Annotated in this window: 24 protein-coding genes, 1 pseudogene and 1 riboswitch; of the genes and pseudogenes, 21 read left to right on the top strand and 4 right to left on the bottom strand. The window is 70.3% G+C overall.

What is annotated here, in order from left to right:
- Positions 1 to 13: 13 nt before the first annotated feature.
- From lepB (DI272_RS14135) to DI272_RS14085, 11 genes and pseudogenes are all read left to right on the top strand, one after another.
- Positions 14 to 730 carry a signal peptidase I gene (lepB, locus tag DI272_RS14135; protein WP_109495722.1) on the top strand — a complete coding sequence of 239 codons (717 nt, stop codon included), beginning with the start codon at positions 14 to 16 and terminating at the stop codon, positions 728 to 730.
- Positions 723 to 1,805, top strand: a pseudogene (gene lepB, locus DI272_RS14130) (signal peptidase I); the annotation flags it as partial. The gene lepB (DI272_RS14135) and the pseudogene lepB (DI272_RS14130), both read left to right, overlap by 8 nt.
- On the top strand, positions 1,702 to 2,664 hold the full coding sequence (gene lepB, locus DI272_RS14125) for a signal peptidase I (protein ID WP_109495721.1): 963 nt from the start codon (positions 1,702 to 1,704) through the stop codon (positions 2,662 to 2,664). The pseudogene lepB (DI272_RS14130) and the gene lepB (DI272_RS14125), both read left to right, overlap by 104 nt.
- A 213-nt stretch (positions 2,665 to 2,877) precedes the next feature.
- Complete coding sequence (lepB, locus tag DI272_RS14120; RefSeq protein WP_109495720.1) at positions 2,878 to 3,660, top strand: signal peptidase I; 783 nt, start codon at positions 2,878 to 2,880, stop codon at positions 3,658 to 3,660.
- The gene (locus DI272_RS14115; RefSeq protein WP_109495719.1) at positions 3,650 to 4,165 is read left to right on the top strand and encodes an NUDIX hydrolase; all 516 of its coding nucleotides are present in this window, start codon (positions 3,650 to 3,652) and stop codon (positions 4,163 to 4,165) included. Before lepB (DI272_RS14120) ends, DI272_RS14115 begins: the two co-directional genes overlap by 11 nt.
- Positions 4,166 to 4,221: 56 nt before the next feature.
- The gene (locus DI272_RS14110) at positions 4,222 to 4,530 is read left to right on the top strand and encodes a DUF2469 domain-containing protein (protein ID WP_003965949.1); all 309 of its coding nucleotides are present in this window, start codon (positions 4,222 to 4,224) and stop codon (positions 4,528 to 4,530) included.
- A 132-nt stretch (positions 4,531 to 4,662) separates the two neighbouring features.
- Positions 4,663 to 5,034: a YraN family protein gene (locus DI272_RS14105; RefSeq protein WP_181387181.1), complete on the top strand. Its 372-nt coding sequence runs from the start codon at positions 4,663 to 4,665 to the stop codon at positions 5,032 to 5,034.
- 1 nt (position 5,035) lies between these two features.
- Positions 5,036 to 6,661 carry a YifB family Mg chelatase-like AAA ATPase gene (locus tag DI272_RS14100; RefSeq protein WP_109495717.1) on the top strand — a complete coding sequence of 542 codons (1,626 nt, stop codon included), beginning with the start codon at positions 5,036 to 5,038 and terminating at the stop codon, positions 6,659 to 6,661.
- Positions 6,658 to 7,818: a DNA-processing protein DprA gene (gene dprA / locus DI272_RS14095; RefSeq protein ID WP_109495716.1), complete on the top strand. Its 1,161-nt coding sequence runs from the start codon at positions 6,658 to 6,660 to the stop codon at positions 7,816 to 7,818. Before DI272_RS14100 ends, dprA begins: the two co-directional genes overlap by 4 nt.
- 282 nt (positions 7,819 to 8,100) lie before the next feature.
- Positions 8,101 to 8,943: an RNA polymerase sigma factor WhiG gene (whiG, locus tag DI272_RS14090; RefSeq protein ID WP_109495715.1), complete on the top strand. Its 843-nt coding sequence runs from the start codon at positions 8,101 to 8,103 to the stop codon at positions 8,941 to 8,943.
- Positions 8,944 to 9,037: 94 nt separating this feature from the next.
- Positions 9,038 to 9,595, top strand: a complete 558-nt coding sequence (locus DI272_RS14085; RefSeq protein WP_109495714.1) for a TetR/AcrR family transcriptional regulator — start codon at positions 9,038 to 9,040, stop codon at positions 9,593 to 9,595.
- An 18-nt stretch (positions 9,596 to 9,613) separates the two neighbouring features.
- Here DI272_RS14085 and DI272_RS14080 read toward each other — a convergent pair whose 3' ends face one another.
- A complete protein-coding gene (locus tag DI272_RS14080; RefSeq protein ID WP_109495713.1) occupies positions 9,614 to 10,183 on the bottom strand; it encodes a murein hydrolase activator EnvC in 570 nt (189 codons plus the stop codon).
- A gap of 263 nt (positions 10,184 to 10,446) precedes the next feature.
- On the opposite strand from DI272_RS14080, the gene rpsB reads away from it, so the two are divergent.
- From rpsB to DI272_RS14050, 6 genes are all read left to right on the top strand, one after another.
- Positions 10,447 to 11,334 carry a 30S ribosomal protein S2 gene (rpsB, locus tag DI272_RS14075; protein WP_079309726.1) on the top strand — a complete coding sequence of 296 codons (888 nt, stop codon included), beginning with the start codon at positions 10,447 to 10,449 and terminating at the stop codon, positions 11,332 to 11,334.
- 95 nt (positions 11,335 to 11,429) lie between these two features.
- A complete protein-coding gene (tsf, locus tag DI272_RS14070; protein WP_109495712.1) occupies positions 11,430 to 12,266 on the top strand; it encodes a translation elongation factor Ts in 837 nt (278 codons plus the stop codon).
- Positions 12,267 to 12,455: 189 nt separating this feature from the next.
- Positions 12,456 to 13,214 (top strand): UMP kinase, encoded by a 759-nt coding sequence (gene pyrH / locus DI272_RS14065; RefSeq protein WP_109495711.1) that lies wholly within the window; start codon positions 12,456 to 12,458, stop codon positions 13,212 to 13,214.
- A gap of 148 nt (positions 13,215 to 13,362) precedes the next feature.
- Positions 13,363 to 13,920 carry a ribosome recycling factor gene (frr, locus tag DI272_RS14060; RefSeq protein WP_059198018.1) on the top strand — a complete coding sequence of 186 codons (558 nt, stop codon included), beginning with the start codon at positions 13,363 to 13,365 and terminating at the stop codon, positions 13,918 to 13,920.
- Complete coding sequence (locus tag DI272_RS14055) at positions 13,920 to 15,107, top strand: phosphatidate cytidylyltransferase (protein ID WP_109495710.1); 1,188 nt, start codon at positions 13,920 to 13,922, stop codon at positions 15,105 to 15,107. Before frr ends, DI272_RS14055 begins: the two co-directional genes overlap by 1 nt.
- A 122-nt stretch (positions 15,108 to 15,229) precedes the next feature.
- On the top strand, positions 15,230 to 15,679 hold the full coding sequence (locus tag DI272_RS14050; RefSeq protein WP_109495709.1) for an SRPBCC family protein: 450 nt from the start codon (positions 15,230 to 15,232) through the stop codon (positions 15,677 to 15,679).
- Here the strand turns inward: DI272_RS14050 and DI272_RS14045 are convergent.
- Positions 15,676 to 16,491, bottom strand: a complete 816-nt coding sequence (locus DI272_RS14045; protein ID WP_109495708.1) for an alpha/beta fold hydrolase — start codon at positions 16,489 to 16,491, stop codon at positions 15,676 to 15,678. The two genes, DI272_RS14050 and DI272_RS14045, sit on opposite strands and share 4 nt — an antisense overlap.
- Positions 16,492 to 16,642: 151 nt before the next feature.
- Here DI272_RS14045 and rlmN point away from each other — a divergent pair, with 151 nt between their 5' ends.
- The 4 genes from rlmN (at position 16,643) to DI272_RS14025 (ending at position 21,767) form a co-directional block, all read left to right on the top strand.
- On the top strand, positions 16,643 to 17,749 hold the full coding sequence (gene rlmN / locus DI272_RS14040) for a 23S rRNA (adenine(2503)-C(2))-methyltransferase RlmN (RefSeq protein ID WP_109500832.1): 1,107 nt from the start codon (positions 16,643 to 16,645) through the stop codon (positions 17,747 to 17,749).
- A gap of 59 nt (positions 17,750 to 17,808) precedes the next feature.
- Positions 17,809 to 17,916: riboswitch (TPP riboswitch) on the top strand.
- A gap of 88 nt (positions 17,917 to 18,004) precedes the next feature.
- Positions 18,005 to 19,096, top strand: coding sequence for a thiamine ABC transporter substrate binding subunit (locus tag DI272_RS14035; RefSeq protein ID WP_109495707.1), 1,092 nt, complete (start codon positions 18,005 to 18,007; stop codon positions 19,094 to 19,096).
- On the top strand, positions 19,072 to 20,736 hold the full coding sequence (locus DI272_RS14030) for an iron ABC transporter permease (RefSeq protein WP_109495706.1): 1,665 nt from the start codon (positions 19,072 to 19,074) through the stop codon (positions 20,734 to 20,736). Before DI272_RS14035 ends, DI272_RS14030 begins: the two co-directional genes overlap by 25 nt.
- A complete protein-coding gene (locus DI272_RS14025) occupies positions 20,736 to 21,767 on the top strand; it encodes an ABC transporter ATP-binding protein (RefSeq protein WP_109495705.1) in 1,032 nt (343 codons plus the stop codon). Before DI272_RS14030 ends, DI272_RS14025 begins: the two co-directional genes overlap by 1 nt.
- 100 nt (positions 21,768 to 21,867) lie before the next feature.
- Here DI272_RS14025 and DI272_RS14020 read toward each other — a convergent pair whose 3' ends face one another.
- Together DI272_RS14020 and DI272_RS14015 are read right to left on the bottom strand one after the other, a co-directional pair.
- Positions 21,868 to 22,566, bottom strand: a complete 699-nt coding sequence (locus DI272_RS14020) for an LAETG motif-containing sortase-dependent surface protein (RefSeq protein WP_109495704.1) — start codon at positions 22,564 to 22,566, stop codon at positions 21,868 to 21,870.
- 162 nt (positions 22,567 to 22,728) lie between these two features.
- Positions 22,729 to 23,850, bottom strand: a complete 1,122-nt coding sequence (locus DI272_RS14015) for an LOG family protein (RefSeq protein ID WP_109495703.1) — start codon at positions 23,848 to 23,850, stop codon at positions 22,729 to 22,731.
- Positions 23,851 to 23,874 lie beyond the last annotated feature (24 nt).

Here is a 23,874-nt window from a genome sequence, read left to right as displayed (position 1 = left end):
GCATCTGGCCCCGATGGACACCGAAGCACAGCAGACGGAGCGCGACCGCTCCTCCCGCCCTTCCGATTCCGAGGAGATCTCGGACACAGGAGGTCAGGAGGAACGGTCGCGTTTTGCGTTGCTGTCGCGGCTCACCGACTGGCTCCCCGGTGGGCGGATCACCCTGAGTGCGCTGGTCTGCCTGCTGTTTTTGCTGCTTCTCAACGCTTTCGTGGCGCAACCCTTCCAGATTCCCAGCGGATCCATGGAAAACGGATTGAGGATCGGGGACCGCGTTCTCGTAAATAAGTTGGCGTACCGTTTCGGTGCCGAGCCGCGCCGCGGGGATGTGGTCGTGTTCGACGGATCCGGGTATTTCGGGGATGCGGACTACATCAAGCGCGTCGTGGGGGTGGGGGGAGACCACGTGGTCTGCTGCGACAAGAAGGGGAGGATCGAGGTGAACGGCCGGTCGGTCGACGAGTCGACGTTCCTGTACCCCGGTGACAGCCCGTCGACGGTGTCCTTCGACGTCGTCGTGCCCGACGGCACCCTCTTCGTCCTCGGCGACCACCGCAGCCGCTCCAGCGACTCCCGCGACCACCTGGGCTCGCCCGGCGGCGGCATGATCCCGGTCGGCGAGGTGATCGGCCGCGCCGACTGGATCGTATGGCCGACCGCCCACTGGACCCGCCTCAGGTCCTCCGACGCCTACGCGCGCGTGCCCGCCGCGGACGGTGCGCATGGGTAACCGCGGCAAACCGCGCGGAGTGTCCAGCAGCCCCGCCGAGAACCTCCTGCCCACCGGCGCCCGGCGCGCCGCCAGCCCCTCCGGCGGCCGTACGCGCGCGGAGCGCCGCAAGCTCCAGCGCAAGGTCAAGCGGCGCCGCAGGCGCTCCGCCGTCAAGGAGATACCGCTTCTCGTCGGTGTCGCCGTCCTCATAGCCCTGGTGCTGAAGACCTTCCTGGTGCAGGCCTTCGTGATCCCGTCGGGCTCCATGGAGCAGACGATCCAGATCGGCGACCGCGTCCTGGTCGACAAGTTCACCCCGTGGTTCGGCTCCAAGCCGCAGCGCGGCGACGTCGTCGTCTTCAAGGACCCCGGCGGCTGGCTCAAGGACGAGCAGACGACGACGAAGAAAGAGGACCCCGTCGTCGTCAAGCAGATCAAGGAAGGCCTCACCTTCATCGGTCTGCTGCCGTCCGACAACGAGAAGGACCTGATCAAGCGCGTCGTCGGTGTCGGCGGCGACCGCGTCAAGTGCTGTGACACCCAAGGGCGGGTGACCGTCAACGGCGTCCCGCTCAGCGAGGACTACCTCTATCCCGGCAACGCGCCCTCCACCCAGCAGTTCGACATCACCGTCCCCCAGGGGCGGTTGTGGGTGATGGGCGACCACCGGGCCAACTCCGCGGACTCCCGCGTGCATCAGGACACCGACTACGGGGGTACGGTCTCCGAGGACTCGGTGGTGGGACGGGCGATGGTCATCGCCTGGCCCCTCGGTCACTGGAGCACCTTGAAGGAGCCGAAAACCTACGCTTCGGTGTCCGACTCGGCGACCGGGTCGACCGCTGCTTCCCTGCTGTCGCATAGGGTTGCCTCCGACGATCCGAATGGACTTGTCCGGCTCCCGACCCCTGCGGAACTCCCGCTCGTTATGGGAGTGGTGGGCCTGCACCGTGTCCTGGGCAGGCGGCGGCACAGAGTGAGGAGTTGGCGTGGGGGATGTGGCGGTTGGCGCACGGTCCGGACACGACGGCGAGGAGCACCGCGGACGCCCCGTGGACGCGGCCGACCCGGCCGCGGACAGCGTCGTGACCTCGAACGACGGCTCCGGTGGAGACGGGGACGGGACCAGAACCGACGAGGGCCAGGAGGAGTCGAAGCCCGCGCCGAAGAAGCAGCGTTCCTTCTGGAAGGAGCTGCCGATCCTGATCGGTATCGCGCTCGTGCTGGCGCTGCTGATCAAGACGTTCCTGGTGCAGGCGTTCTCGATCCCGTCGGACTCGATGCAGAACACCCTCCAGCAGGGTGACCGCGTCCTCGTCGACAAGCTGACGCCGTGGTTCGGCTCCGAGCCCGAGCGCGGTGAGGTCGTTGTCTTCCACGACCCCGCCGAGTGGCTGGCGGGCGAACCGACCGCCGACCCCAACGCCGTCCAGACGTTCCTCAGCTGGATCGGCCTGATGCCGTCGGCGGAGGAGAAGGACCTCATCAAGCGGGTCATCGGCGTCGGCGGCGACACCGTCGAGTGCAAGGGCACCGGCCCGGTGAAGGTCAACGGCAAGGCGCTGAACGAGAGCGACTACGTCTTCGCCGGCAACACGCCCTGCACGGTCGACGACGCGGGCGGCCAGTTCAAGGTGAAGGTGCCCAAGGGCTTCATCTGGGTCATGGGCGACCACCGCCAGAACTCCCGGGACTCGCGCTACAACCAGGACGACAAGTACCACGGCATGGTCCCGGTCGACGAGGTCGTCGGACGGGCGATCGTGAAGGCCTGGCCGATCAACCGCTGGGGCACCCTGCCGGTCCCGGACACCTTCGACCAGGACGGCCTGAACACCCAGTCCTCGGCGTCCACCGCCCTGACGGTGGCCCCGCAGGGGCTGGCGCTGGCGGGCGCGGTGCCGGTGGTGCTGTGGCGGCGGCGCAGGATCGCGCCGGCGGAGACGCGCTGACCGGACTGACCTGCTCACCGGACTGACCTGCTCACCGCGCTGTCATGCCGACCTGACTGACCTGCTCACCGGGCTGTCATGCCGACCGGGCTGACCCGCTCACCGGGCTGATCAGGTCGACCGGCTGACCTAGGCAAACCTTTACGGAGCCGGTGCCCTCGGCGCCCAAAGGGGGCTGACCGCTTCCGGTACCGCCGGGTAGGGTGCGGACCCATGGGTGGCGAGAGCACGACACGTACGGCCCCGCGCAGCGGTGGCACCAACACGGGCCCGGTGGGCAGCCGGACCGGACAGCGACTGTCCGGGCTGGCCGTCGCGCTGGGCCTGGTGCTGTTCCTGGGCGGGTTCGCCTGGGGAGCGGTGGTCTACCGGCCGTACACCGTCCCCACCAGCTCGATGGCGCCCACCATCGACGCCGGCGACCGGGTGCTGGCGCAGCGCATCGACGCCGCCGACATCCGCCGGGGCGATGTCGTCGTCTTCACCGACAAGACCTGGGTGAGCAACGCCCCCGTGGTCAAGCGCGTGGTCGCGGTCGGCGGGGACACCGTCTCCTGCTGCACCAAGGGCAAGCTGACCGTCAACGGCAAGCAGATCGACGAACCGTATCTGCCCAAGGACAGCCTGGCCGAGTGGAAGAACATCCCGACCGTGACGGTCCCCAAGGGGCGGCTGTTCCTGCTCGGTGACGAACGGCAGGGCTCCTTGGACTCCTCGGCCCACCTCACCGACGCCGCGAGCGGCACGGTGGCGGCCAGTGCGGTGACGGCCCGCGTCGACGCCGTCGTATGGCCCATGAACGGCATGCTCCAGGAGCCGAGCGGCTTCAAGGAGCTCGGTGCGCTATCCTCCCCGGGGCCGCTGCGGACGATCGTCGCCCTGATCGTGGGCGGCGCGGTGCTGGTGCTCGGCGGCGGTGCCTACGGTCCGATCGCCAAGCGCCTGGGCAACCGGCGCGCCGCCCGGCCCCGGACGGAGCCCGTGGGTGCGCGCTGAGGCATCGGCGGACACCTACGAGGGCGGACTGCGCAGGGTCGCCAGGGTGGTGCTGCTCGACCCCGACGACCGCATCCTGCTCCTGCACGGCCATGAGCCGGACGATCCGGCCGACGACTGGTGGTTCACGCCCGGCGGCGGGGTCGAGGGCGACGAGACTCGTGAAGAGGCGGCTCTGCGGGAACTCGTCGAGGAGACCGGAATCACCGAGGTCGAGCTCGGGCCGGTGCTGTGGCGGCGGATGTGCTCCTTCCCGTTCGCGGGGCGCCGCTGGGACCAGGACGAGTGGTACTACCTGGCCCGTACGACCCAGACGGTGACGGCGGCGACGGCGTTGACCGATCTGGAGCGGCGCAGCGTCGCCGGAGCGCGCTGGTGGACGTGTCAGGAACTGACCCGGGCACATGAGACGGTGTATCCGACCAGACTCGCCGAGCTGCTCCGCAGGCTGCTCGACGAAGGTCCCCCGGCCGGGCCCGTGACCCTCGACACCGAAATCGTCTAGGGGCTGACGGGACTGGCGCACAATGGGGGGATCGCACGGCTGAAGGGGAACATGCCATGAGCGCCGAGGACCTCGAGAAGTACGAGACCGAGATGGAGCTGAAGCTCTATCGCGAGTACCGCGATGTCGTCGGTCTGTTCAAGTACGTGATCGAGACCGAGCGGCGCTTCTACCTGACCAACGACTACGAGATGCAGGTGCACTCGGTCCAGGGCGAGGTGTTCTTCGAGGTCTCGATGGCTGACGCATGGGTCTGGGACATGTACCGGCCGGCTCGGTTCGTGAAGCAGGTGCGGGTGCTCACGTTCAAGGACGTGAACATCGAGGAGCTGAACAAGAGCGACCTGGAGCTGCCGGGTGGGTGACGGCCCATTCTGGGGTCCGCCCTGTGGGTGACGCCTGTGAGTGACGGGGTTTTCCACAACCGCTGAGTAGTCCACCAAGATCAACAAGGGTGGCTCGACTGCGTGATCGTTGGCGCCGGAGGTGGTGCCGACATGAACGCACGCAGTGCACTCGGCAAGTACGGCGAGACGCTGGCCGCGCGGCGGCTGGCGGAGGCCGGGATGACCGTCCTGGAGCGCAACTGGCGCTGTGGCAGGACCGGTGAGATCGACATCGTGGCGCGGGACGGAGAGGTCCTGGTCGTCTGCGAGGTCAAGACGCGGCGGGCGGGTGCGGGGGGTGCCTTCGAGCACCCGATGGCCGCGGTGACCCCCGAGAAGGCGGAGCGCCTGCGGGGCCTCGCCGAACGCTGGATCCACGCCCATGGAGGGGCGCCACCGGGCGGCGTCCGCATCGACCTGGTCGGTGTACTCCTGCCCGCGCGCGGCGCGCCGGTGGTCGAGCATGCGCGGGGGGTGGCCTGAGATGGGGTTCGCGCGGACGTGCTCGGTGGCGCTGGTGGGCGTCGAGGGTGTCGTGGTGGAGGTCCAGGCGGATCTGGAGCCGGGGGTGGCGGCGTTCACGTTGGTGGGGTTGCCGGACAAGAGTCTGACGGAGAGCAGGGACCGGGTTCGGGCGGCGGTGGTGAACTCGGGTGCCGAGTGGCCGCAGAAGAAGCTGACGGTGGGGCTCAGTCCGGCGTCGGTGCCGAAGGCGGGCAGCGGGTTCGATCTCGCCGTCGCGTGCGCGGTGCTCGGCGCGTCCGAGCGGATCGATCCTCGTGTCCTCGCTGACATCGTCATGATCGGAGAACTGGGCCTGGACGGACGGGTGAGGCCGGTCCGGGGCATCCTGCCGGCGGTGCTCGCCGCCGCGGACGCGGGCTACGAGCAGGTGGTCGTACCGGAGTGCTCCGCCGCCGAAGCCTCACTGGTGCCGGGCGTGTCCGTGCTGGGCATCCGCAGCCTGCGGCAGTTGATCGCCGTTCTGGCGGACGAGCCCGTGCCCGACGAGGAGCCGGAGCAGGAGGGACGTCCCGATCCGCTGCTCGCCGGGCTGCGGGTTCCGGGCACGGGCGCGGCCACCGGCATGCACAGCATGGGCGCCGCGCAGCAGGACCACGGCCATGACCTGGCCGACGTCGTGGGCCAGCTCTCCGCCCGCACGGCCGTGGAGGTCGCGGCGGCCGGTGGCCATCATCTCTTCCTGGAGGGGCCGCCGGGCGCCGGCAAGACGATGCTGGCCGAACGCCTGCCCGCGGTGCTCCCCAGGCTGACCCGGCAGGAGTCGCTCGAGGTCACGGCCGTCCACTCGGTGGCCGGGCTGCTGCCGCCGGGCAAGCCGCTGATCGACGTCGCTCCGTACTGCGCGCCACACCACTCGGCCACCATGCAGGCCCTCGTCGGAGGGGGACCCGGCATCGCCCGGCCCGGCGCGGTGTCGCTCGCTCACCGAGGGGTGCTTTTTCTGGATGAAACGCCTGAATTCAACAGTCAGGCCCTGGACGCACTGCGACAGCCCCTGGAGGCGGGGCACGTGGTGATCGCCCGCAGTGCGGGTGTGGTGCGGTTCCCGGCGAAGTTCCTGATGGTCCTCGCGGCCAATCCGTGCCCCTGTGGGCGCTTCTCCCAGACCGACGACTTCTGCGAATGCCCGCCCTCGGCGATCCGCCGGTACCAGGCCCGCCTCTCCGGCCCGCTCCTCGACCGGGTCGACCTGCGGGTGGAGGTGGACCGTGTCACCCGGGCGCAGCTGGCCCAGCGCGGCGCGAGGGGGGAGTCGACGGCGGTGGTCGCGGACCGGGTGCGGGCTGCCAGGGAACGGGCGGCGGCACGCCTTGTCGACACCCCGTGGCGGACCAACAGCGAGGTGCCCGGACGCGAGCTGCGCAGCCGCTGGCACGCGGTGCCCGGCGCGATGGACGAGGCCGAGCGCAACCTCGAACGCGGTGTGCTGACGGCCCGGGGGCTCGACCGGGTGCTGCGTGTTGCGTGGACGGTCGCCGACCTGCTGGGACACGACCGGCCCGATGCCGTCGACGTCGCCCTGGCGCTGCAACTGCGCACCGGGGTCCCCAGGGGCGTGCCCATGGCCATCGGGGCGCTCACGTGAACGGAGACGGTGACCCGGGCCGCGAACTGCTCGCCCGGGTCTTCCTCACCCGTGTCATCGAGCCCGGTGACGAGGTCGCCGGGCGGTGGGTGCGGGAGTTCGGGGTGGGGGAGGTGGCCCGGAGGGTGCGGGACGGGCGGGACGGGTTGCCGGGGGTGAGCGGGAAGCGGTGGGCCGGGCTGGTGGCTCGGGCGGCGCGCGCCGACCCCCGGGGGGATCTCGCGGCCGCCACCGGTGCGGGGGTGCGGTTCGTGGGCCCGGGGGACGGGGAGTGGCCCGGACAGTTGGACGATCTGGGGGACGCCCGGCCGCTCGGGCTGTGGGTGCGGGGGCGGCCCAGTCTGCGGATGTGGGCGTTGCGGTCCGTCGCCGTGGTGGGGGCGCGGGCCTGCACCGAGTACGGGGCCCACATGGCGGCCACCCTCGCCGCCGGGCTCGCCGAGCGCGGGTGGGTCGTCGTCTCCGGCGGCGCGTACGGGGTCGACGGGGCCGCCCATCGTGGGGCGCTGGGCGCAGGGGGTGCCACCGTCGCCGTGCTGGCCTGCGGGGTCGACCGGCCCTATCCGCGCGGGCACACCGAGTTGATCGCCAGGATCGCGGAACAGGGGCTGGTGGTGGGGGAGTTGCCGCCGGGGGAACATCCGACGCCGAGCAGGTTCGTGCTGCGGAACCGGGTGATCGCCGCGCTGACCAGGGGCACCGTGGTCGTCGAGGCGGCCTACCGGAGCGGCTCGCTCGTCACGGCGCGCGCCGCGCAGCGGCTCGGGCGGCACACCATGGGCGTGCCCGGGCCGGCGACCAGCGGGCTCTCCGCCGGGGTCCACGAACTGCTGCGCGGCGACGCCGAGCTCGTCACCGACGCCGAGGAGGTCGTCGAGGTGGTCGGTGAGATGGGCGAGCTCGCGCCGGAGCGCAGAGGGCCCGTGCTCCCGCGCGACCTGCTCGAACCCGGCGCCCGGAGCGTCCTCGACGCGTTGCCGTCACGCCGTGCGGCGACGGTGGCCGAGGTCGGGCGCGGAGCGCTGACCACCCAGGACGACGCGCTCGCGAGACTGTACGAGCTCCGAGCACTTGGTTACGTCGAACGACACGGCGACGGCTGGAAGTTGACACGCCAGGCGATGATCTCCGTCCGCGGTTCTCGCACTCTGAGTTGACCGAGCGTGTTCGGCCGTCCGGGGGAACCCCTACAGCCTTGGGAATTCCCGCAGTTGAGGGTTGTCCGTGGTCACGCTGAGTTGTCGGCGTGACCCGGCGGGGCGGTGGGAGGAACGTATCTGCGCACGGTCCGGGGCCGCTCCTTCGCACACCGCGACACTCCAGTCACGCTACGCTCACGGGGATTCCGGCACAGAACGGCAACCCGACTCCAGATCCACATCAGACCGACAGCTCACCCAGGCAGCCCCACTTCACGGCAGAACGGCACAAGGCGACGAATGCCCCAGCACACCTCCGGGTCCGACCGGGCGGCGGTCCCCCCAGCCGCCCGCGACGGTGGCAGCGTGCGGCCGCCCGCTCCCTCGACGCTCGACGAGCTGTGGCGGTCGTACAAGGCGACGGGGGACGAGCGGCTGCGGGAGCAGCTGATCCTGCACTACTCGCCGCTGGTGAAGTACGTGGCGGGACGGGTGAGCGTCGGTCTGCCGCCCAATGTCGAGCAGGCCGACTTCGTCTCCTCGGGGGTCTTCGGGCTCATCGACGCGATCGAGAAGTTCGACGTCGACCGGGAGATCAAGTTCGAGACGTACGCGATCACCCGCATCCGGGGCGCGATGATCGACGAACTGCGGGCGCTGGACTGGATTCCGCGGTCGGTGCGGCAGAAGGCGCGGAACGTCGAGCGGGCGTACGCGACGCTGGAGGCGCGGCTGCGGCGGACGCCGAGCGAGGGGGAGGTGGCCGCCGAGATGGGGATCGGCGTGGACGAACTCCACGCGGTCTTCAGCCAGTTGTCGCTGGCGAACGTGGTGGCGCTGGAGGAGTTGCTGCACGTCGGGGGTGAGAGCGGGGACGGGCTCAGCGTGATGGACACGCTGGAGGACACCGCCGCCGACAACCCGGTGGAGGTGGCCGAGGACCGGGAGCTGCGGCGGTTCCTGGCGCGGGCGATCAACACGCTGCCCGAGCGGGAGAAGACCGTGGTCACGCTCTACTACTACGAGGGGCTGACCCTCGCGGAGATCGGCAACGTGCTGGGGGTGACCGAGAGCCGGGTCAGCCAGATCCACACCAAGTCGGTGCTCCAGCTGCGGGCGAAACTGGCGAGCTTCGGGCGCTGACCTGGCCCGATGAGCGGCGGTCGGTGAGAGTGACTCCCGTCCGGGGCGGCGCGTCCGTAAAGTGGTCGACGTGCCAAGGATTCGAGCGGCCTCCGTGGCCGAGCACCGGTCGATGCAGCGAGCCGCCCTGCTGGACGCGGCTCGGTCGTTGCTGTCCGAGGGCGGGACGGAAGCGCTGACGTTTCCGGCTCTCGCCGAGCGGACGGGGCTGGCGCGGTCGTCCGTGTACGAGTACTTCCGGTCGCGGGCCGCGGTGGTCGAGGAGCTGTGCGAGGTCGACTTCCCGGTCTGGGCGGCGGAGGTCGCCGCGGCGATGGGCGCCGCGGAGGGGGCCGAGGCCAAGGTCGAGGCGTATGTGCGGCGGCAGTTGGCGCTGGTGGGGGACCGGCGGCACCGGGCCGTGGTCGCCATTTCTGCGAGTGAGCTCGATGCGGGGGCCCGGGAGAAGATCCGGGCGGCGCACGGCGGGCTGGTCGCGATGATCGGCGAGGCGCTCGCGGAGATGGGGCATGCGGAGCCCCGGCTCGCGGCGATGTTGCTGCAGGGGGTCGTGGACGCGGCTGTGCGGCGGATCGAGCTGGGGGCTGCGGAGGATCCTGTGGCGATCACTGAGGCGGCGGTGGCCATGGCGCTGCGGGGGGTTCGCGGCTGAGAGGTGGATGGGCGCTGGCTAGGGCAGGGGGACTCCCAGGACCGGGAGCAATCTCGATGGAGCCCTGCGTAGCAGCCACGGTGGCAGCAGTGACAGCGGGTCCAAGTAGAGGTCCCCTCTGCGCAGGCCCCAGTGCACGCACATTGCCGTGCAGTGGGACCCCGTGGGTTCCACCGTGCCCACCACCTCACCCGGTGTCACCTCTGCGCCCTTCCGTACCGTCGCCCGTACCGGTTCGTACGTAGTTCGCAGGTCTGTGCCGGTCAGGTCGATCGAGACCACTCCCTTTCCGGCCACCCGGCCCGCGAAGGAGACCCGGCCGGCCGCCACCGCTCGTACGGGTGTGCCCGCAGGGGCCGCCAGGTCCACGCCTCGGTGACCTCGGGCGTAGGCCGTCGGCGGGGGTTCGAAGGCGCGGAGGACGGGCGGGCGCAAACCCACCGGCCAGGCACCGGCGACAGCCGGGACCGGGGCGGCAGAAGGGGCGGGCGGCGGGGGTGGTGGTGCCGGGTCGCCCGCGGCCGGGGGCAGGGGCGTCAGGAACAGGGCCACTAGCAGGAGCAGGAGAGCGCTGTGCAGGCGTCGCATGGCGGAAACCCTGCCCGAGCGGGCCCGATCATGGCCGGGAGCTGTGGACCGCTCCCCGGTTGTGGACAGCGGCGTCACCCGGTGCCTCGCGGGTCCCGTACACTTCTTCTGGCGATCCGGGTCACCGGGTCGACTTCGCACGCCCCGACATCGGGCTCTCGTGGCCATCGATGTCAGCGCCTTTCGGTCCCGTACGCACATGGGTACGTGGCACGGCGCGTGTCGGGCGTCAGGACATAACCGAGAAACCAAGGAGAACGGCCATGGCCGTCGTCACGATGCGGGAGCTGCTGGAGAGCGGCGTCCACTTCGGTCACCAGACCCGTCGCTGGAACCCGAAGATGAAGCGCTTCATTTTCACCGAGCGCAACGGCATCTACATCATCGACCTGCTCCAGTCGCTGTCGTACATCGACCGCGCCTACGAGTTCGTCAAGGAGACCGTCGCCCACGGCGGCACGGTCATGTTCGTCGGCACGAAGAAGCAGGCGCAGGAGGCCATCGCCGAGCAGGCCACCCGCGTCGGCATGCCCTACGTCAACCAGCGCTGGCTGGGCGGCATGCTCACCAACTTCTCCACCGTCTACAAGCGTCTGCAGCGCCTCAAGGAGCTCGAGCAGATCGACTTCGAGGACGTCGCCGCTTCGGGTCTGACCAAGAAGGAGCTCCTGGTCCTCTCGCGTGAGAAGGCCAAGCTCGAGAAGACCCTCGGTGGTATCCGCGAGATGCAGAAGGTGCCCAGCGCCGTCTGGATCGTGGACACCAAGAAGGAGCACATCGCGGTCGGCGAGGCCCGGAAGCTCAACATCCCGGTCGTCGCCATCCTCGACACCAACTGCGACCCCGACGAGGTCGACTACAAGATTCCGGGCAACGACGACGCGATCCGCTCCGTCACCCTGCTCACCCGCGTGATCGCCGACGCCGTCGCCGAGGGCCTCATCGCCCGCTCCGGCGTCGCCACCGGCGACAAGGGTGACAAGGGCGCGGGCGAGCCGCTCGCCGCGTGGGAGCGCGACCTGCTCGAGGGCGAGAAGAAGGCCGAGGAGGCCCCGGCCGCCGAGGCTCCCGCCGCTGAGGCTGAGGCGCCCGCCGCCGAGGCCCCCGCTGCCGAGGCCGAGGCTCCGGCCGCCGAGGCCGAGCAGGCCTGACCCCTCACCCCTTCGGGTCTTTGGACGGCGGGGGCTGACCAGCCCCCGCCGTCCGGCCCGTAGATCTTCAGACTTCGAGAGAGATTCCAGGAATCATGGCGAACTACACCGCCGCCGACGTCAAGAAGCTCCGTGAGCTCACCGGCGCCGGCATGATGGACTGCAAGAAGGCGCTGGACGAGGCCGAGGGCAACGTCGACAAGGCCGTCGAGGCGCTCCGCATCAAGGGCCAGAAGGGCGTCGCCAAGCGCGAGGGCCGCTCCGCCGAGAACGGCGCCGTGGTCTCCCTCATCGCCGACGACAACACCTCCGGTGTGCTGGTCGAGCTGAAGTGCGAGACGGACTTCGTCGCCAAGGGCGAGAAGTTCCAGGCCGTCGCCAACCAGATCGCGCAGCACGTCGCCGCCACCTCCCCGGCCGACATCGAGGCCCTGCTCGCCTCCGAGATCGAGGCCGGCAAGACCGTCCAGGCGTTCGTGGACGAGGCCAACGCCAACCTCGGCGAGAAGATCGTCCTGGACCGCTTCGCGCAGTTCGCCGACGGCTTCGTCTTCGCCTACATGCACCGCACCATGCCCGACCTGCCCCCGCAGATCGGTGTCCTGGTCGAGCTGGACAAGGCCGACGCCGACCTGGCCAAGGGCGTTGCCCAGCACATCGCCGCCTTCGCGCCGAAGTACCTCTCCAAGGAGGACGTCCCGGCCGAGGTCGTCGAGTCCGAGCGCCGCGTCGCCGAGGAGACCACCCGCGCCGAGGGCAAGCCCGAGGCCGCCCTGCCGAAGATCGTCGAGGGTCGCCTCAACGGCTTCTTCAAGGACGCCACGCTGCTCGGCCAGCCGTACGCGCTGGACAACAAGAAGTCCGTCCAGAAGGTTCTGGACGAGGCCGGTGTCACCCTGAAGCGCTTCACGCGTATCAAGGTCGGCATCTGAGTCCGTACCGCGTTCGACGCCGGACCCCGATAGGGTCGTAGGCAGTCGTCCGGTACGCCGCCACGCACGCGTGTGGCGGACGACAGCAGATCTGACGAGGAGGCCATTGCCGAGCATGGGACAGAAACCCGTTCCCGCCGGCAGTGGCCTTCTTCGTATGTGCGACCCCTTGAAAGAGGCGAGATTCCGATGACCACCAAGGCCCAGAAGAGCGACGACGGCAAAGTGAGCGGCCGGTTTCTGCTGAAGCTGTCCGGAGAGGCCTTCTCCGGTGGCGGGGGCCTGGGCGTGGACCCGGACGTGGTGCACAAGATCGCCCGTGAGATCGCGGCCGTCGTGCGCGACGGCGCGCAGGTCGCCGTCGTCATCGGCGGCGGCAACTTCTTCCGCGGCGCCGAACTCCAGCAGCGCGGCATGGACCGTGCCCGCTCCGACTACATGGGCATGCTCGGCACCGTGATGAACTGCCTCGCCCTCCAGGACTTCCTGGAGAAGGAGGGCATCGACAGCCGCGTGCAGACCGCCATCACCATGGGCCAGGTCGCCGAGCCGTACATCCCGCTGCGCGCCGTGCGCCACCTGGAGAAGGGCCGCGTGGTCATCTTCGGCGCCGGTATGGGCATGCCCTACTTCTCCACCGACACCACCGCCGCCCAGCGCGCCCTGGAGATCGACGCCGAGGCGCTGCTCATGGGCAAGAACGGTGTGGACGGGGTCTACGACTCCGACCCCAAGACCAACCCCGACGCGGTCAAGTTCGACTCCCTCGGCTACGGCGAGGTCATCACCCGCGACCTCAAGGTCGCCGACGCCACCGCCATCACGCTGTGCCGCGACAACAAGCTCCCGATCCTCGTCTTCGAGCTTCTGGCGGAGGGCAATATCGCGCGCGCCGTCAAGGGTGAGAAGATCGGCACGCTTGTGGGCGACCAGGGCAGCCGGGACTGACCCCAGTTGGACCCGGTCCCTGACCGGGGGATGGACAATGTCCTGCCGGTCGGGAACCGTGCAGGAAGAAGACGCGACGCAGCCGGCCGCCGCCCCCACGCACATGGAACCGCAGCCGGGCCTACTTCAAGACACGCAGGAGCAAGTGGTGATCGAAGAGACCCTCCTCGAGGCCGAGGAGAAGATGGAGAAGGCCGTCGTGGTCGCCAAGGAGGACTTCGCCGCGATCCGCACCGGCCGTGCGCACCCGGCGATGTTCAACAAGATCGTGGCCGACTACTACGGCGCGCCGACGCCGATCAACCAGCTGGCTTCGTTCTCCGTGCCGGAGCCGCGCATGGCCGTGGTGACGCCGTTCGACAAGACCGCGCTGCGCAACATCGAGCAGGCGATCCGCGACTCGGACCTGGGCGTCAACCCGAGCAACGACGGCAACATCATCCGGGTGGTGTTCCCCGAGCTCACCGAGGAGCGCCGCCGCGACTACATCAAGGTCGCCAAGGGCAAGGCGGAGGACTCCCGGGTCTCCATCCGCTCGGTCCGCCGCAAGGCCAAGGACGCCATCGACAAGCTCGTCAAGGACGGCGAGATCGGTGAGGACGAGGGCCGCCGTGCGGAGAAGGAGCTCGACGACGCGACGCACAAGTACGTCGCCCAGGTGGACGAGCTCCTGAAGCACAAGGAAGCGGAGCTTCTCGAAGTCTGATGAACGACTCTTCCTGGGGCTCTCCGCCTGGGGCCGGGCCGCACGCCGGGTACTGGGGGCCCACCGACCAGGGGCCTGTCCAGGGGGCCGCCCCGGCGGGTCCCGCGTACGATGCGCCTGAGGCGCAGCAGACTCGCCCCATGCCCATCGTGCCCGACGTACCCGCGTATGGCGGAGACCAGGATGACGACCAGGGGGCCGCTCGGCTGAGTGGCCCCTTGTTCCGGGACGAGCCGTTCCCGGACGACACGTTCCGGGACGAGATGTTCCGCGACGAGACCACGTCGGCGCAGTCCCGAGCGGCTGCGCCGCAGACGCAGAATCCGGAGCCCATGCCCGACGCCCCGCAGCCGGCTCCCGCGCCGCAGAAGAAGAGCGCGGGGCGTGACCTGGGCGCGGCCATAGGGGTCGGCGTCGGCCTCGGCGTGGTGATCGTCGCGTCGCTCTTCGTCGTCAAGGCCGTCTTCGTCGGCGTGATAGCGGTCGCCGTGGTCGTCGGTCTGTGGGAGCTGACCTCGCGGCTGGAGGAGCGCAAGGGCATCAAGGCGCCCCTCGTGCCGCTCGCGGTCGGCGGTGCGGCCATGGTCGTCGCCGGGTACGTCCGGGAGGCCGAGGGCGCGTGGGTGGCGATGGCGCTCACCGCGCTGGCGGTGCTGGTCTGGCGGATGACGGAACCGCCGGAGGGCTACCTCAAGGACGTCACCGCGGGCGTCTTCGCGGCCTTCTACGTCCCGTTCCTGGCCACGTTCGTCGCGATGATGCTCACCGCCGAGGACGGCCCGCAGCGGGTGCTGACGTTCCTGCTCCTCACCGTCGTCAGCGACACCGGGGCGTACGCCGTCGGCTGGCGCTTCGGCAAGCACAAGCTCGCGCCGCGCATCAGCCCCGGCAAGACCCGTGAGGGCCTGCTCGGGGCGGTGTCGTTCGCGATGGTGGCGGGCGCCCTGTGCATGCAGTTCCTGATCGACGACGGCACCTGGTGGCAGGGTCTGCTGCTGGGTCTGGCGGTGGCGGCGAGCGCGACGCTCGGCGACCTCGGCGAGTCGATGATCAAGCGGGACCTCGGCATCAAGGACATGGGCACGCTGCTGCCGGGGCACGGCGGCATCATGGATCGGCTGGACTCGCTGTTGCCGACCGCGCCTGTGGTGTGGCTGCTGCTGGTGCTGTTCGTGGGCTCGGGCTGAGCACCGTGCGTAAGGGAGAGAAGCCCCCGCTTCGGCGGGGGCTTCTTCTGTCGTGACCGCCCTTCCGGTGGGAGGATTCCCCTGTAAGCCCTCGAAGGGGACCGCCCTGGAAGGAGGGCGTCATGTCCGCCATCCGTGAAGTGATCGACGTCGACCGCACGCCCGAAGACGTCTATGCGTACCTCACCGACCCCTCCCACCTGCCGGAATGGCAGCTGAGCGCCGTCAAGGCGGAACCGCTCGAAGAGGGGCCCGTCCACGCCGGCTCCCGGGTCCGGGTCACCCGGCGCGTCGGCAACCGCGAGATTCCGATGACCATGGAGTTCGACGAGCTGAACCCTCCGTACAGCTGGGATCTGCACGGGGTCGGAGGACCGGTCCGGCCCCGGACCCACGGTGAGATCGAGCCGCTCGACGACGGGCGCCGGTCCCGCGTGACGATAGAGATCGACCTCGAGGGACACGGCCTCGGCAAGGCGCTGGTGCCTCTCGTCGTCCGCCCGCAGGTCCGCAAGGAGCTTCCGCGGGACGAGCAACTGCTCAAGGAGTGCCTGGAGCGTCCCACCCCCTAAGAGGCGTCCGCGTCCTGCGGCGAGGCGGCGGCACCGGTCTCCTCGTCGCCGAGGAACTCATCGAGCAGCGGCAGGACCAGGAACGTCCGCCGCAGGACCGTCATGTGGGTGGTCGCGGGCAGCACGGCCAGGTGCGAGCGGGGGATCAACGACTGCATCTCGGCCGCGTGCTCGACCCGGACGAAGTCGGAGTCGCCGATCAGCAGCAGGGTCGGGGCGGCCAGGGCGCGCAGGTCGTCCGCGGTCCAGGGCAGCGGGGCGTGGGCCGCCGCCGAGACCTTGGCGAGGAAGGCCTGGAAGTGCTCGGGGTCCGGGGCGACGGCGGCGTACGCGTCGGCCATCTCCTGGAAGTCGGCCTGCGTGGGCAGCAGGGGCGAGCTGTAGTCGGGGGTGCGGATCTCGTCCCGCATGCCGTCCTGCGTGTACGGCGCGGAGACCGTCACGAGCCGTCCGACGCGCTCGGGATGCCGTACCGCGATCTCCAGCGCGGTCAGCCCGCCGAGGCTGTAGCCGAGGAAGTCGGCCTGCCGGATGCCGAGTTCGTCGAGCAGGGCGACCACGTCGGAGGCGAGGTTCGGGACGGTGAGGTCGCGCGCGGTGTCGGCGGTGTGGCCGTGCCCCTGGAGCTCCGGGGCGATGACCGGGCGGTCGGCGGACAGGGCGGGCAATACGGCGCCGAAGGACAGCCCGATGGTGGTGACGCCGCCGTGCAGCAGCACCAGCGGGCGGCGTGCGTCGGGGGCGTCCAGGGCGGTGCCGTGCACCTCGTAGTACATCTCCAGGCCGTTGACCTTGGCGTAGGGCATCGTCATCACATCCGGTGTCCGGGGGGTACGCGGGCGTATGCCAGGGAGACCGGGGCGGCGCCGGGAACTCATCGGTGACGTCGGGCGACTGCCGGTCACCGCGGGTGACGATCGGGAACGCGGGTCACTCCATTCGATCTGCGACACTGGTATGACCATGCCCAAGCCCGGAGAACTCACTTTCGTCGCCCCGCGCGGAGCCAAGAAGCCGCCGCGGCACCTTGCCGATCTCACTCCTGCCGAGCGCAAGGACGTCGTGGCCGAGATCGGTGAGAAGCCGTTCCGTGCCAAGCAGCTCTCGCAGCACTACTTCGCGCGGTACGCGCACGACCCCGAGCAGTGGACGGACATCCCGGCCGCGGCACGGCCCAAGCTCCAGGAGGCGCTGCTTCCCGAGCTGATGACCGTGGTACGGCATCTGTCGACCGACCAGGGGACCACGCGCAAGACGCTGTGGAGGCTGTTCGACGGGACGCTCGTCGAGTCGGTGCTGATGCGGTACCCGGACCGGGTCACCATGTGCATCTCCTCGCAGGCCGGGTGCGGGATGAACTGCCCGTTCTGCGCGACCGGGCAGGCGGGGCTCGACAGGAATCTGTCCACCGCCGAGATCGTCCATCAGATCGTCGACGGGATGCGGGCGCTCCGGGACGGAGAAGTGCCCGGTGGGCCCGCGCGGCTCTCCAACATCGTCTTCATGGGCATGGGCGAGCCCCTCGCCAACTACAAGCGGGTCGTGCAGTCGATCCGGGCGCTCACCGACCCCGCCCCGGACGGGCTCGGGCTGTCGCAGCGCGGCATCACCGTCTCGACGGTCGGGCTGGTGCCGGCCATCCACCGGTTCGCCGACGAGGGCTTCAAGTGCCGGCTCGCGATCTCGCTGCACGCCCCCGACGACGAGCTGCGCGACACCCTCGTCCCCGTGAACACGCGGTGGAAGGTGCGCGAGGTGCTCGACGCCGGGTTCGAGTACGTCGAGAAGAGCGGGCGGCGGCTGTCGATCGAGTACGCGCTCATCCGCGACATCAACGACCAGGCCTGGCGTGGGGACCGGCTCGGGCGGCTGCTGCGCGGCAAGCCCGTGCACGTCAACCTCATCCCGCTGAACCCGACCCCGGGCTCGAAGTGGACCGCCTCGCGGCCCGAGGACGAGAAGGCGTTCGTCGAGGCCATCGCCGCGCACGGGGTGCCGGTGACCGTCCGGGACACCCGGGGGCAGGAGATCGACGGGGCCTGCGGGCAGCTTGCCGCCGGCGAGCGGTAGTCTGGCCACCGTAAGGCTGCCGTCAGTACATCTTCAAAAGCTTTCGTCAGTACATCTTCATATTCCGACAGGGGAGCGCCACAGCGCTGAGAGTGCGGCGATCGGGCCGCAGACCCTCTGAACCTCGCCCAGGTCATTCTGGGTAGGAAGTTCGGTCATCACTCAAGCTGTTGCGCCCTGCCCGGGAGCCGGTGGGTTCTTCCCCCGGTCCCGGGCGGGGCCGCGTCTCTTCCTGGTCACCCCAGGAGGAATCCAGTGAGCATCACCAAGAAGGCCGCAGTCCTGGCCGTCGGGCTCGGTCTCGTCACACTGTCCGCGTGCGGCTCGTCCGACGACGGCGCCGACTCCTCCGGCTCGTCCGGCGGGTCCAGGACCGTGACCCTGGTCAGCCATGACTCGTGGGCCGTCTCCAAGAGCGTCCTCGCCGCCTTCGAGAAGAGCTCCGGCTACCAGGTCAAGGTCCTCAAGGACGGCGACGCCGGGCAGGCCGTCAACAAGGCGATCCTGACCAAGGACAACCCGCAGGGCGACGTCTTCTTCGGCGTCGACAACACCCTGCTGTCCCGGGCGCTCGACAACGGGCTCTTCCAGTCGTACGAGGCGAAGGGCGCCGACCTGATCCGCCCGGAGTACCGGGTCGACGAGGACAAGCACCGGGTCACGCCGATCGACACCGGCGACATCTGCGTCAACTACGACAAGGCGTACTTCAGCGAGCACAAGCTGACCCCGCCCGCCTCCTTCGACGACCTGATCAAGCCGGCGTACAAGAACCTCCTCGTCACCGAGAACGCCTCCACCTCCTCGCCGGGCCTCGGCTTCCTCCTCGGGACCGCCGCCGCGTACGGGGACGACGGCTGGCCGGACTACTGGAAGAAGCTCAAGGCCAACGGCGTGAAGGTCGTCGACGGCTGGGAGCAGGCCTACAACGAGGAGTTCTCCGGGTCCGCCGGGGGCAAGCAGGCCAAGGGAGACCGGCCGCTCGTCGTCTCGTACGCCTCCTCGCCGCCCGCCGAGGTCATCTACGCCGACCCGAAGCCGAGCACCGCGCCCACCGGGGTGGCCGAGGGCACCTGCTTCCGGCAGGTCGAGTACGCCGGGCTGCTGAGCAACGCCAAGAACGCCGAGGGCGGCAAGGCGCTCCTCGACTTCCTGCTCACCCAGCAGTTCCAGGACGACATGCCGCTCAACATGTTCGTCTACCCGGTGCGGCAGGGTGCCCAGGTGCCCGCGGAGTTCACGAAGTTCGGTCCGCAGGCCAAGGACCCCGAGACCATGGACCCCGCCAAGATCGCCGACCACCGTGACGACTGGGTCAAGTCGTGGACCTCGCTCGTACTGAAGTAACCCCGCGCCTCAAGGGGAACGCGGCGCGGCTCGGGCTGATGGCCCTGCCCGTCGCGTTCTTCGGCGTCTTCTTCGCCTATCCCGTCGCCGCGATCGTCACCCGCGGTCTGAAGATCGACGGGAGCTGGCGGTTCGGGCGGGTGTGGGACGTCCTCGCGCAGTCCGACATCCGGCACGTCCTGTGGTTCACCACCTGGCAGGCCCTCGTCTCCACCGCGCTCACCCTGCTGGTCGCCCTGCCGGGTGCCTATGTCTTCGCCCGGCTCGACTTCCCGGGCAAACAGGTCCTGCGGGCCGTGGTCACCGTCCCCTTCGTGCTGCCGACCGTCGTCGTCGGTACGGCCTTCCTGGCGCTGGTCGGCCGTGGCGGGCTGCTCGACGAGCTGTGGGGCGTACGCCTGGACACCACCGTGTGGGCGATCCTGCTCGCGCACGTCTTCTTCAACTACGCCGTCGTCGTACGGACGGTGGGCGGGCTGTGGGCGCAGCTCGACCCGCGGCAGGAAGAGGCGGCGCGGATGCTGGGCGCGTCACGCTTCGCGGCCTGGCGGAAGGTGACCCTGCCCGCGCTCGGTCCCGCCGTGGCCGCCGCCGCGCTCATGGTCTTCCTGTTCACCTTCACCTCCTTCGGTGTGGTGCAGATCCTCGGCGGGCCGACCTTCTCGACCCTCGAAGTGGAGATCTACCGGCAGACCTCGGAGATCTTCGACCTCGCGACCGCCGCGGTCCTCACGATCATCCAGTTCGTGGCGGTGGGCGCGATCCTCGCGCTGCACGCCTGGACCGTACGCCGGCGGGAGACCGCGCTGCGGCTGGTGGACGCGTCGGTCACGGCCCGGCGGCCACGCGGGGCGGGGCAGTGGGCCCTGCTGGGCGGGGTGCTGCTGACCGTCGTCGTACTGCTTCTGCTGCCGCTCGGCGTGCTGGTGCAACGCTCGCTCGACGCACCGGACTTCGGGTACTACCGGGCGCTGACCTCCTCCGACGGGGGAGTCTTCCTGGTCCCGCCGATCGACGCGATCGGCAACTCCCTCTCGTACGCCGTCGCCGCCACCGCCATCGCCGTGCTGATCGGCGGCCTCGCCGCGGCCGCGCTGACGCGGCGGGACGCGGGGCGGTTCGTACGGGGCTTCGACGCGCTGCTGATGCTGCCGCTGGGGGTGTCGGCGGTGACGGTCGGGTTCGGATTCCTCATCGCGCTCGACGAGCCGCCGCTGGATCTGCGGGCCTCGTGGATTCTGGTGCCGCTGGCGCAGGCGCTGGTCGGGGTGCCCTTCGTCGTGCGGACCATGCTGCCGGTGCTGCGGGCCGTCGACCAGCGGTTGCGGGAGGCCGCGGCCGTGCTGGGGGCGTCGCCGTGGCGGGTGTGGCGGGAGGTGGACCTGCCGATGGTGCGGCGGGCGCTGCTGGTCGCGGCCGGGTTCGCCTTCGCCGTGTCGCTGGGGGAGTTCGGGGCGACCGTGTTCATCGCGCGGCCCGACAACCCCACGCTGCCGGTTGCCGTGGCGCGGCTGCTCGGGCGCGCCGGTGAGCTCAACTACGGGCAGGCGATGGCCCTTTCGACGATTCTGATGGTGGTGTGCGCGGTGGCGCTGCTGGTGCTGGAGCGGCTGCGGACGGACCGGACCGGGGAGTTCTGATGCTGCTGGCGCTGGAGGGTGCGACGGTTCGCCTCGGCGGGCGGGCCGTGCTGGACGGGGTCGATCTGTCCGTTGCCGAGCACGAGATCGTGTGCGTGCTGGGGCCGAGCGGGAGCGGGAAGTCGACGCTGCTGCGGGCGGTGGCGGGACTGCAACCGCTCGACGGCGGGCGGGTGTCGCTCGACGGGCGGGACCAGTCGAGGGTGCCCGCGCACAAGCGCGGGGTGGGGCTGATGTTCCAGGACCATCAGCTGTTCCCGCAGCGGGACGTGGGCGCGAACGTGGCGTTCGGGCTGCGGATGCACGGCGCCCCCAAGGGCGAACAGGCCGGTCGGGTCGGGGAGTTGCTCGACCTCGTCGGGCTGCCCGGAGCCGCCTCGCGAGCCGTCGCCTCGCTTTCCGGGGGTGAACAGCAGCGGGTGGCGCTAGCACGGGCGCTCGCGCCCCGGCCGCGGCTGCTGATGCTGGACGAGCCGCTCGGGCAGCTCGACCGTTCGCTGCGGGAGCGGCTGGTCGTCGAACTGCGGGAGTTGTTCGGGCGGTTGGGCACGACCGTGCTCGCGGTCACCCACGACCAGGGTGAGGCGTTCGCCCTGGCTGACCGGGTGGTGGTGATGCGGGACGGGCGGATCGCCCAGTCCGGTACGCCGCTGGAGGTGTGGCAGCGGCCGGCGGACGAGTTCGTCGCACGCTTCCTCGGCTTCGAGAACGTCGTCGAGGTGACGGTCGGCGGCGAGGCCGCGGACACGCCGTGGGGCAAGGTGCCGGTCCCCGAGGGAGCCCCCCAGGGGGTGCGGAGCCTGTTGGTGCGGCCCACCGGGGTGCGGATCGTGGACGCCGGACTCGCCGGACTGCGGTGTTCCGTCACGGCCCGCACCTTCAAGGGCACGCATGTCACGGTGCGGCTGCGTCCGGAGGGGGACGGGGGCGCACCGCTGCTGGACGCGGCGTGTGCGTTGCGGGAGGCGCCGGCGGTGGGGGACGTGGTGGGGGTGGAGTTCGACGTGGCCGAGGTCGCCGTGCTCGGTTGACCGGGCCCTCCCTGGGCGGGCCCGGCCGGGTGGCGGCACGGATACGGGTGTGGCCCGTCCCCTCGACAGGGGACGGGCCACACCCGCGTGCGTGCCGTGCTTATCGGCTGCTGCTCGCTCCACGGCGACGCAGGCCGAAGAAGACCGCGCCGCCGCCGATGGCGACCAGGGCGATCGCGATGCCCGCGATCATGCCGGTGTTGGAGTTGGCACCGGTCTCGGCGAGGTTGGACTCACCGGCGGCCGACGGGGCGCTGCTCGGGGTGGAGCCGGCCGGGGCGGTGCTCTCGCTCTCCGAGGCCGACGGGGTCGGGGTCCCGGTCTCCTCGGCGGGCGTCGAGGCGGACTCCGACGGCGTCGGGGTCGGCGTCGGGGACTCCTCGTCCTTGCCGCAGGCCGTGGCCGGGGTCGTCAGGTTCGGCTTGATGTCCTCACCCTTGATGTACGGCTGGGCTTCGACGTGGACGCGGTACTCCGCGTTGGGTGCCCAGTCCTCCTCGAAGGTGATGGTCGTGCCCGCCTTGGAGCCCTTGACCGTCTGCTCGCCGACCTTGCGGACGTCGGCGTTGTTCTCCACCAGGTACACGGAGACGGTGGCCTCGACGCCGGCCTTGTCGACGTCGGTGACGGTGATGACGCCCTGGGTGCCGTCGCACTTGGCTTCGGCGGAGAACTCGTTGATGTTGCACGCCAGCGCGTTGCCGGCGACACCGAGCGCGAGCGCGGCGGAGGCGGAGGCGACACCGAGGGCACGCACGGAACGGGCGACGGTGCGACGGGATATGGACAGAACTGCCACGTTTGTCCTTTACGGGAAGCGCAATTGCGGGGGGTGGGAGGAGTGGTGACGGAACATCACGGGATGCGACAACACCATTCCCAAGAGGCTCACAGGTTTATAAGTGCGGCGTAAGTAGTGTCAACGCGTGAGCGCATCAAGGGCATTGGCTTTGCCTGCTTATTAACCACCGAGACGTTTCAACGCCTCCGGGGCCTCCTCGATTCGGTCAACCAGGGCGATTCGCGACTCCATCGAACGTTCCCGCGCAAGTGCCGTCAGCAGCGGCCAGGTCGGCAGCCGCTCGGTCCAGTGCGCCCGGTCGACGAGCACCATCGGCGTCGGCTCGCCCCGCGACTCGTAGTAGTTGGGCGTCGCGTTGTCGAAGATCTCCTGTACGGTGCCGGCGGCGCCCGGCAGGAACACCACACCCGCGTTCGAGCGGGCCAGCAGGCCGTCCTCGCGGGTGGCGTTGGCGAAGTACTTGGCGATGTGCGACGCGAACGGGTTCGGCGGCTCGTGGCCGTAGAACCAGGTCGGGATGCCGACGGACGTGCCGCCCTTCGGCCAGTGCGCCCGCACCTCGAAGGCGGCGGCCGCCCAGTCGGTGATCGACGGGGTGAACTTCGGCGCCTTGGCCAGGAGTTGCAGGGCCTCGGTGAGCATCTCGTCGTCGTACGGGGCGGCGTACGCGCCGAGGTTGGCCGCCTCCATCGCGCCGGGTCCGCCGCCGGTGGCGACGGTGAGGCCGGCCCGGGTCAGCTCCCGGCCGAGGCGGGCGGCACCGGCGTACGCCTCCGTGCCGCGGCCCATCGCGTGGCCGCCCATGACGCCCACCACCCGTGTGCCGCGCAGGAGTTCGTCGAGGGCGTCGGAGACGGCGTCGTCGTGGATCGAGCGGAGCATCGAGGCGAATATGTCGCCGTCGGCCTTGGTCTGCTGGAACCAGGCGTACGCGCGGGCGTCCAGCGTCTCCTCGTAGCCCTTGTCGAGGCCGGTGAAGAGTTCGTCCGGGGAGTAGAGCAGGCCCCGGTACGGGTCGAAGGGCAGGTGCGGTACGGGCGGGAAGACCATCGCGCCGTCCGCGCGTACCTTGGCGGCCGCGTTCTCGCGCATCGGGCAGCCGAGGAACACCGCGTCCGCCGTGTCCGTGGCGAGCAACTCCCGGGTGCGGTCGGTCAGATCAACGGCCTGGACACGGAATCCGGCCAGTGAGCGGCGGGCCGAGACGGTCGCGTCGAACTCCTCGAGCGTCTCGATCTCACGGTCGTCGTGGTGGGCCGCATGGGCGGGCATCGTCTGCACCCGCCCATGCTAGACACGGCGCCT

The organism is Streptomyces sp. Act143 (genome assembly GCF_003143935.1).
Classification (GTDB): Bacteria; Actinomycetota; Actinomycetes; order Streptomycetales; family Streptomycetaceae; genus Streptomyces.
Note: the sequence above shows the minus strand (reverse complement) of the source record. Positions and strands in the feature narration are given on the sequence as shown.

Excerpts from the sequence above, each read along its gene's own strand:
- DI272_RS14050 (WP_109495709.1), top strand. The coding sequence starts at position 15,230 with ATGTCCGCCATCCGTGAAGTGATCGACGTCGACCGCACGCCCGAAGAC.
- whiG (WP_109495715.1), top strand. The coding sequence starts at position 8,101 with ATGCCCCAGCACACCTCCGGGTCCGACCGGGCGGCGGTCCCCCCAGCC.
- rpsB (WP_079309726.1), top strand. The coding sequence starts at position 10,447 with ATGGCCGTCGTCACGATGCGGGAGCTGCTGGAGAGCGGCGTCCACTTC.
- tsf (WP_109495712.1), top strand. The coding sequence starts at position 11,430 with ATGGCGAACTACACCGCCGCCGACGTCAAGAAGCTCCGTGAGCTCACC.
- DI272_RS14110 (WP_003965949.1), top strand. The coding sequence starts at position 4,222 with ATGAGCGCCGAGGACCTCGAGAAGTACGAGACCGAGATGGAGCTGAAG.
- lepB (WP_109495722.1), top strand. The coding sequence starts at position 14 with ATGGACACCGAAGCACAGCAGACGGAGCGCGACCGCTCCTCCCGCCCT.
- pyrH (WP_109495711.1), top strand. The coding sequence starts at position 12,456 with ATGACCACCAAGGCCCAGAAGAGCGACGACGGCAAAGTGAGCGGCCGG.
- DI272_RS14045 (WP_109495708.1), bottom strand. The coding sequence starts at position 16,491 with ATGACGATGCCCTACGCCAAGGTCAACGGCCTGGAGATGTACTACGAG.
- DI272_RS14100 (WP_109495717.1), top strand. The coding sequence starts at position 5,036 with ATGGGGTTCGCGCGGACGTGCTCGGTGGCGCTGGTGGGCGTCGAGGGT.
- rlmN (WP_109500832.1), top strand. The coding sequence starts at position 16,643 with ATGCCCAAGCCCGGAGAACTCACTTTCGTCGCCCCGCGCGGAGCCAAG.
- DI272_RS14105 (WP_181387181.1), top strand. The coding sequence starts at position 4,663 with ATGAACGCACGCAGTGCACTCGGCAAGTACGGCGAGACGCTGGCCGCG.
- DI272_RS14055 (WP_109495710.1), top strand. The coding sequence starts at position 13,920 with ATGAACGACTCTTCCTGGGGCTCTCCGCCTGGGGCCGGGCCGCACGCC.
- DI272_RS14025 (WP_109495705.1), top strand. The coding sequence starts at position 20,736 with ATGCTGCTGGCGCTGGAGGGTGCGACGGTTCGCCTCGGCGGGCGGGCC.
- DI272_RS14080 (WP_109495713.1), bottom strand. The coding sequence starts at position 10,183 with ATGCGACGCCTGCACAGCGCTCTCCTGCTCCTGCTAGTGGCCCTGTTC.
- lepB (WP_109495720.1), top strand. The coding sequence starts at position 2,878 with ATGGGTGGCGAGAGCACGACACGTACGGCCCCGCGCAGCGGTGGCACC.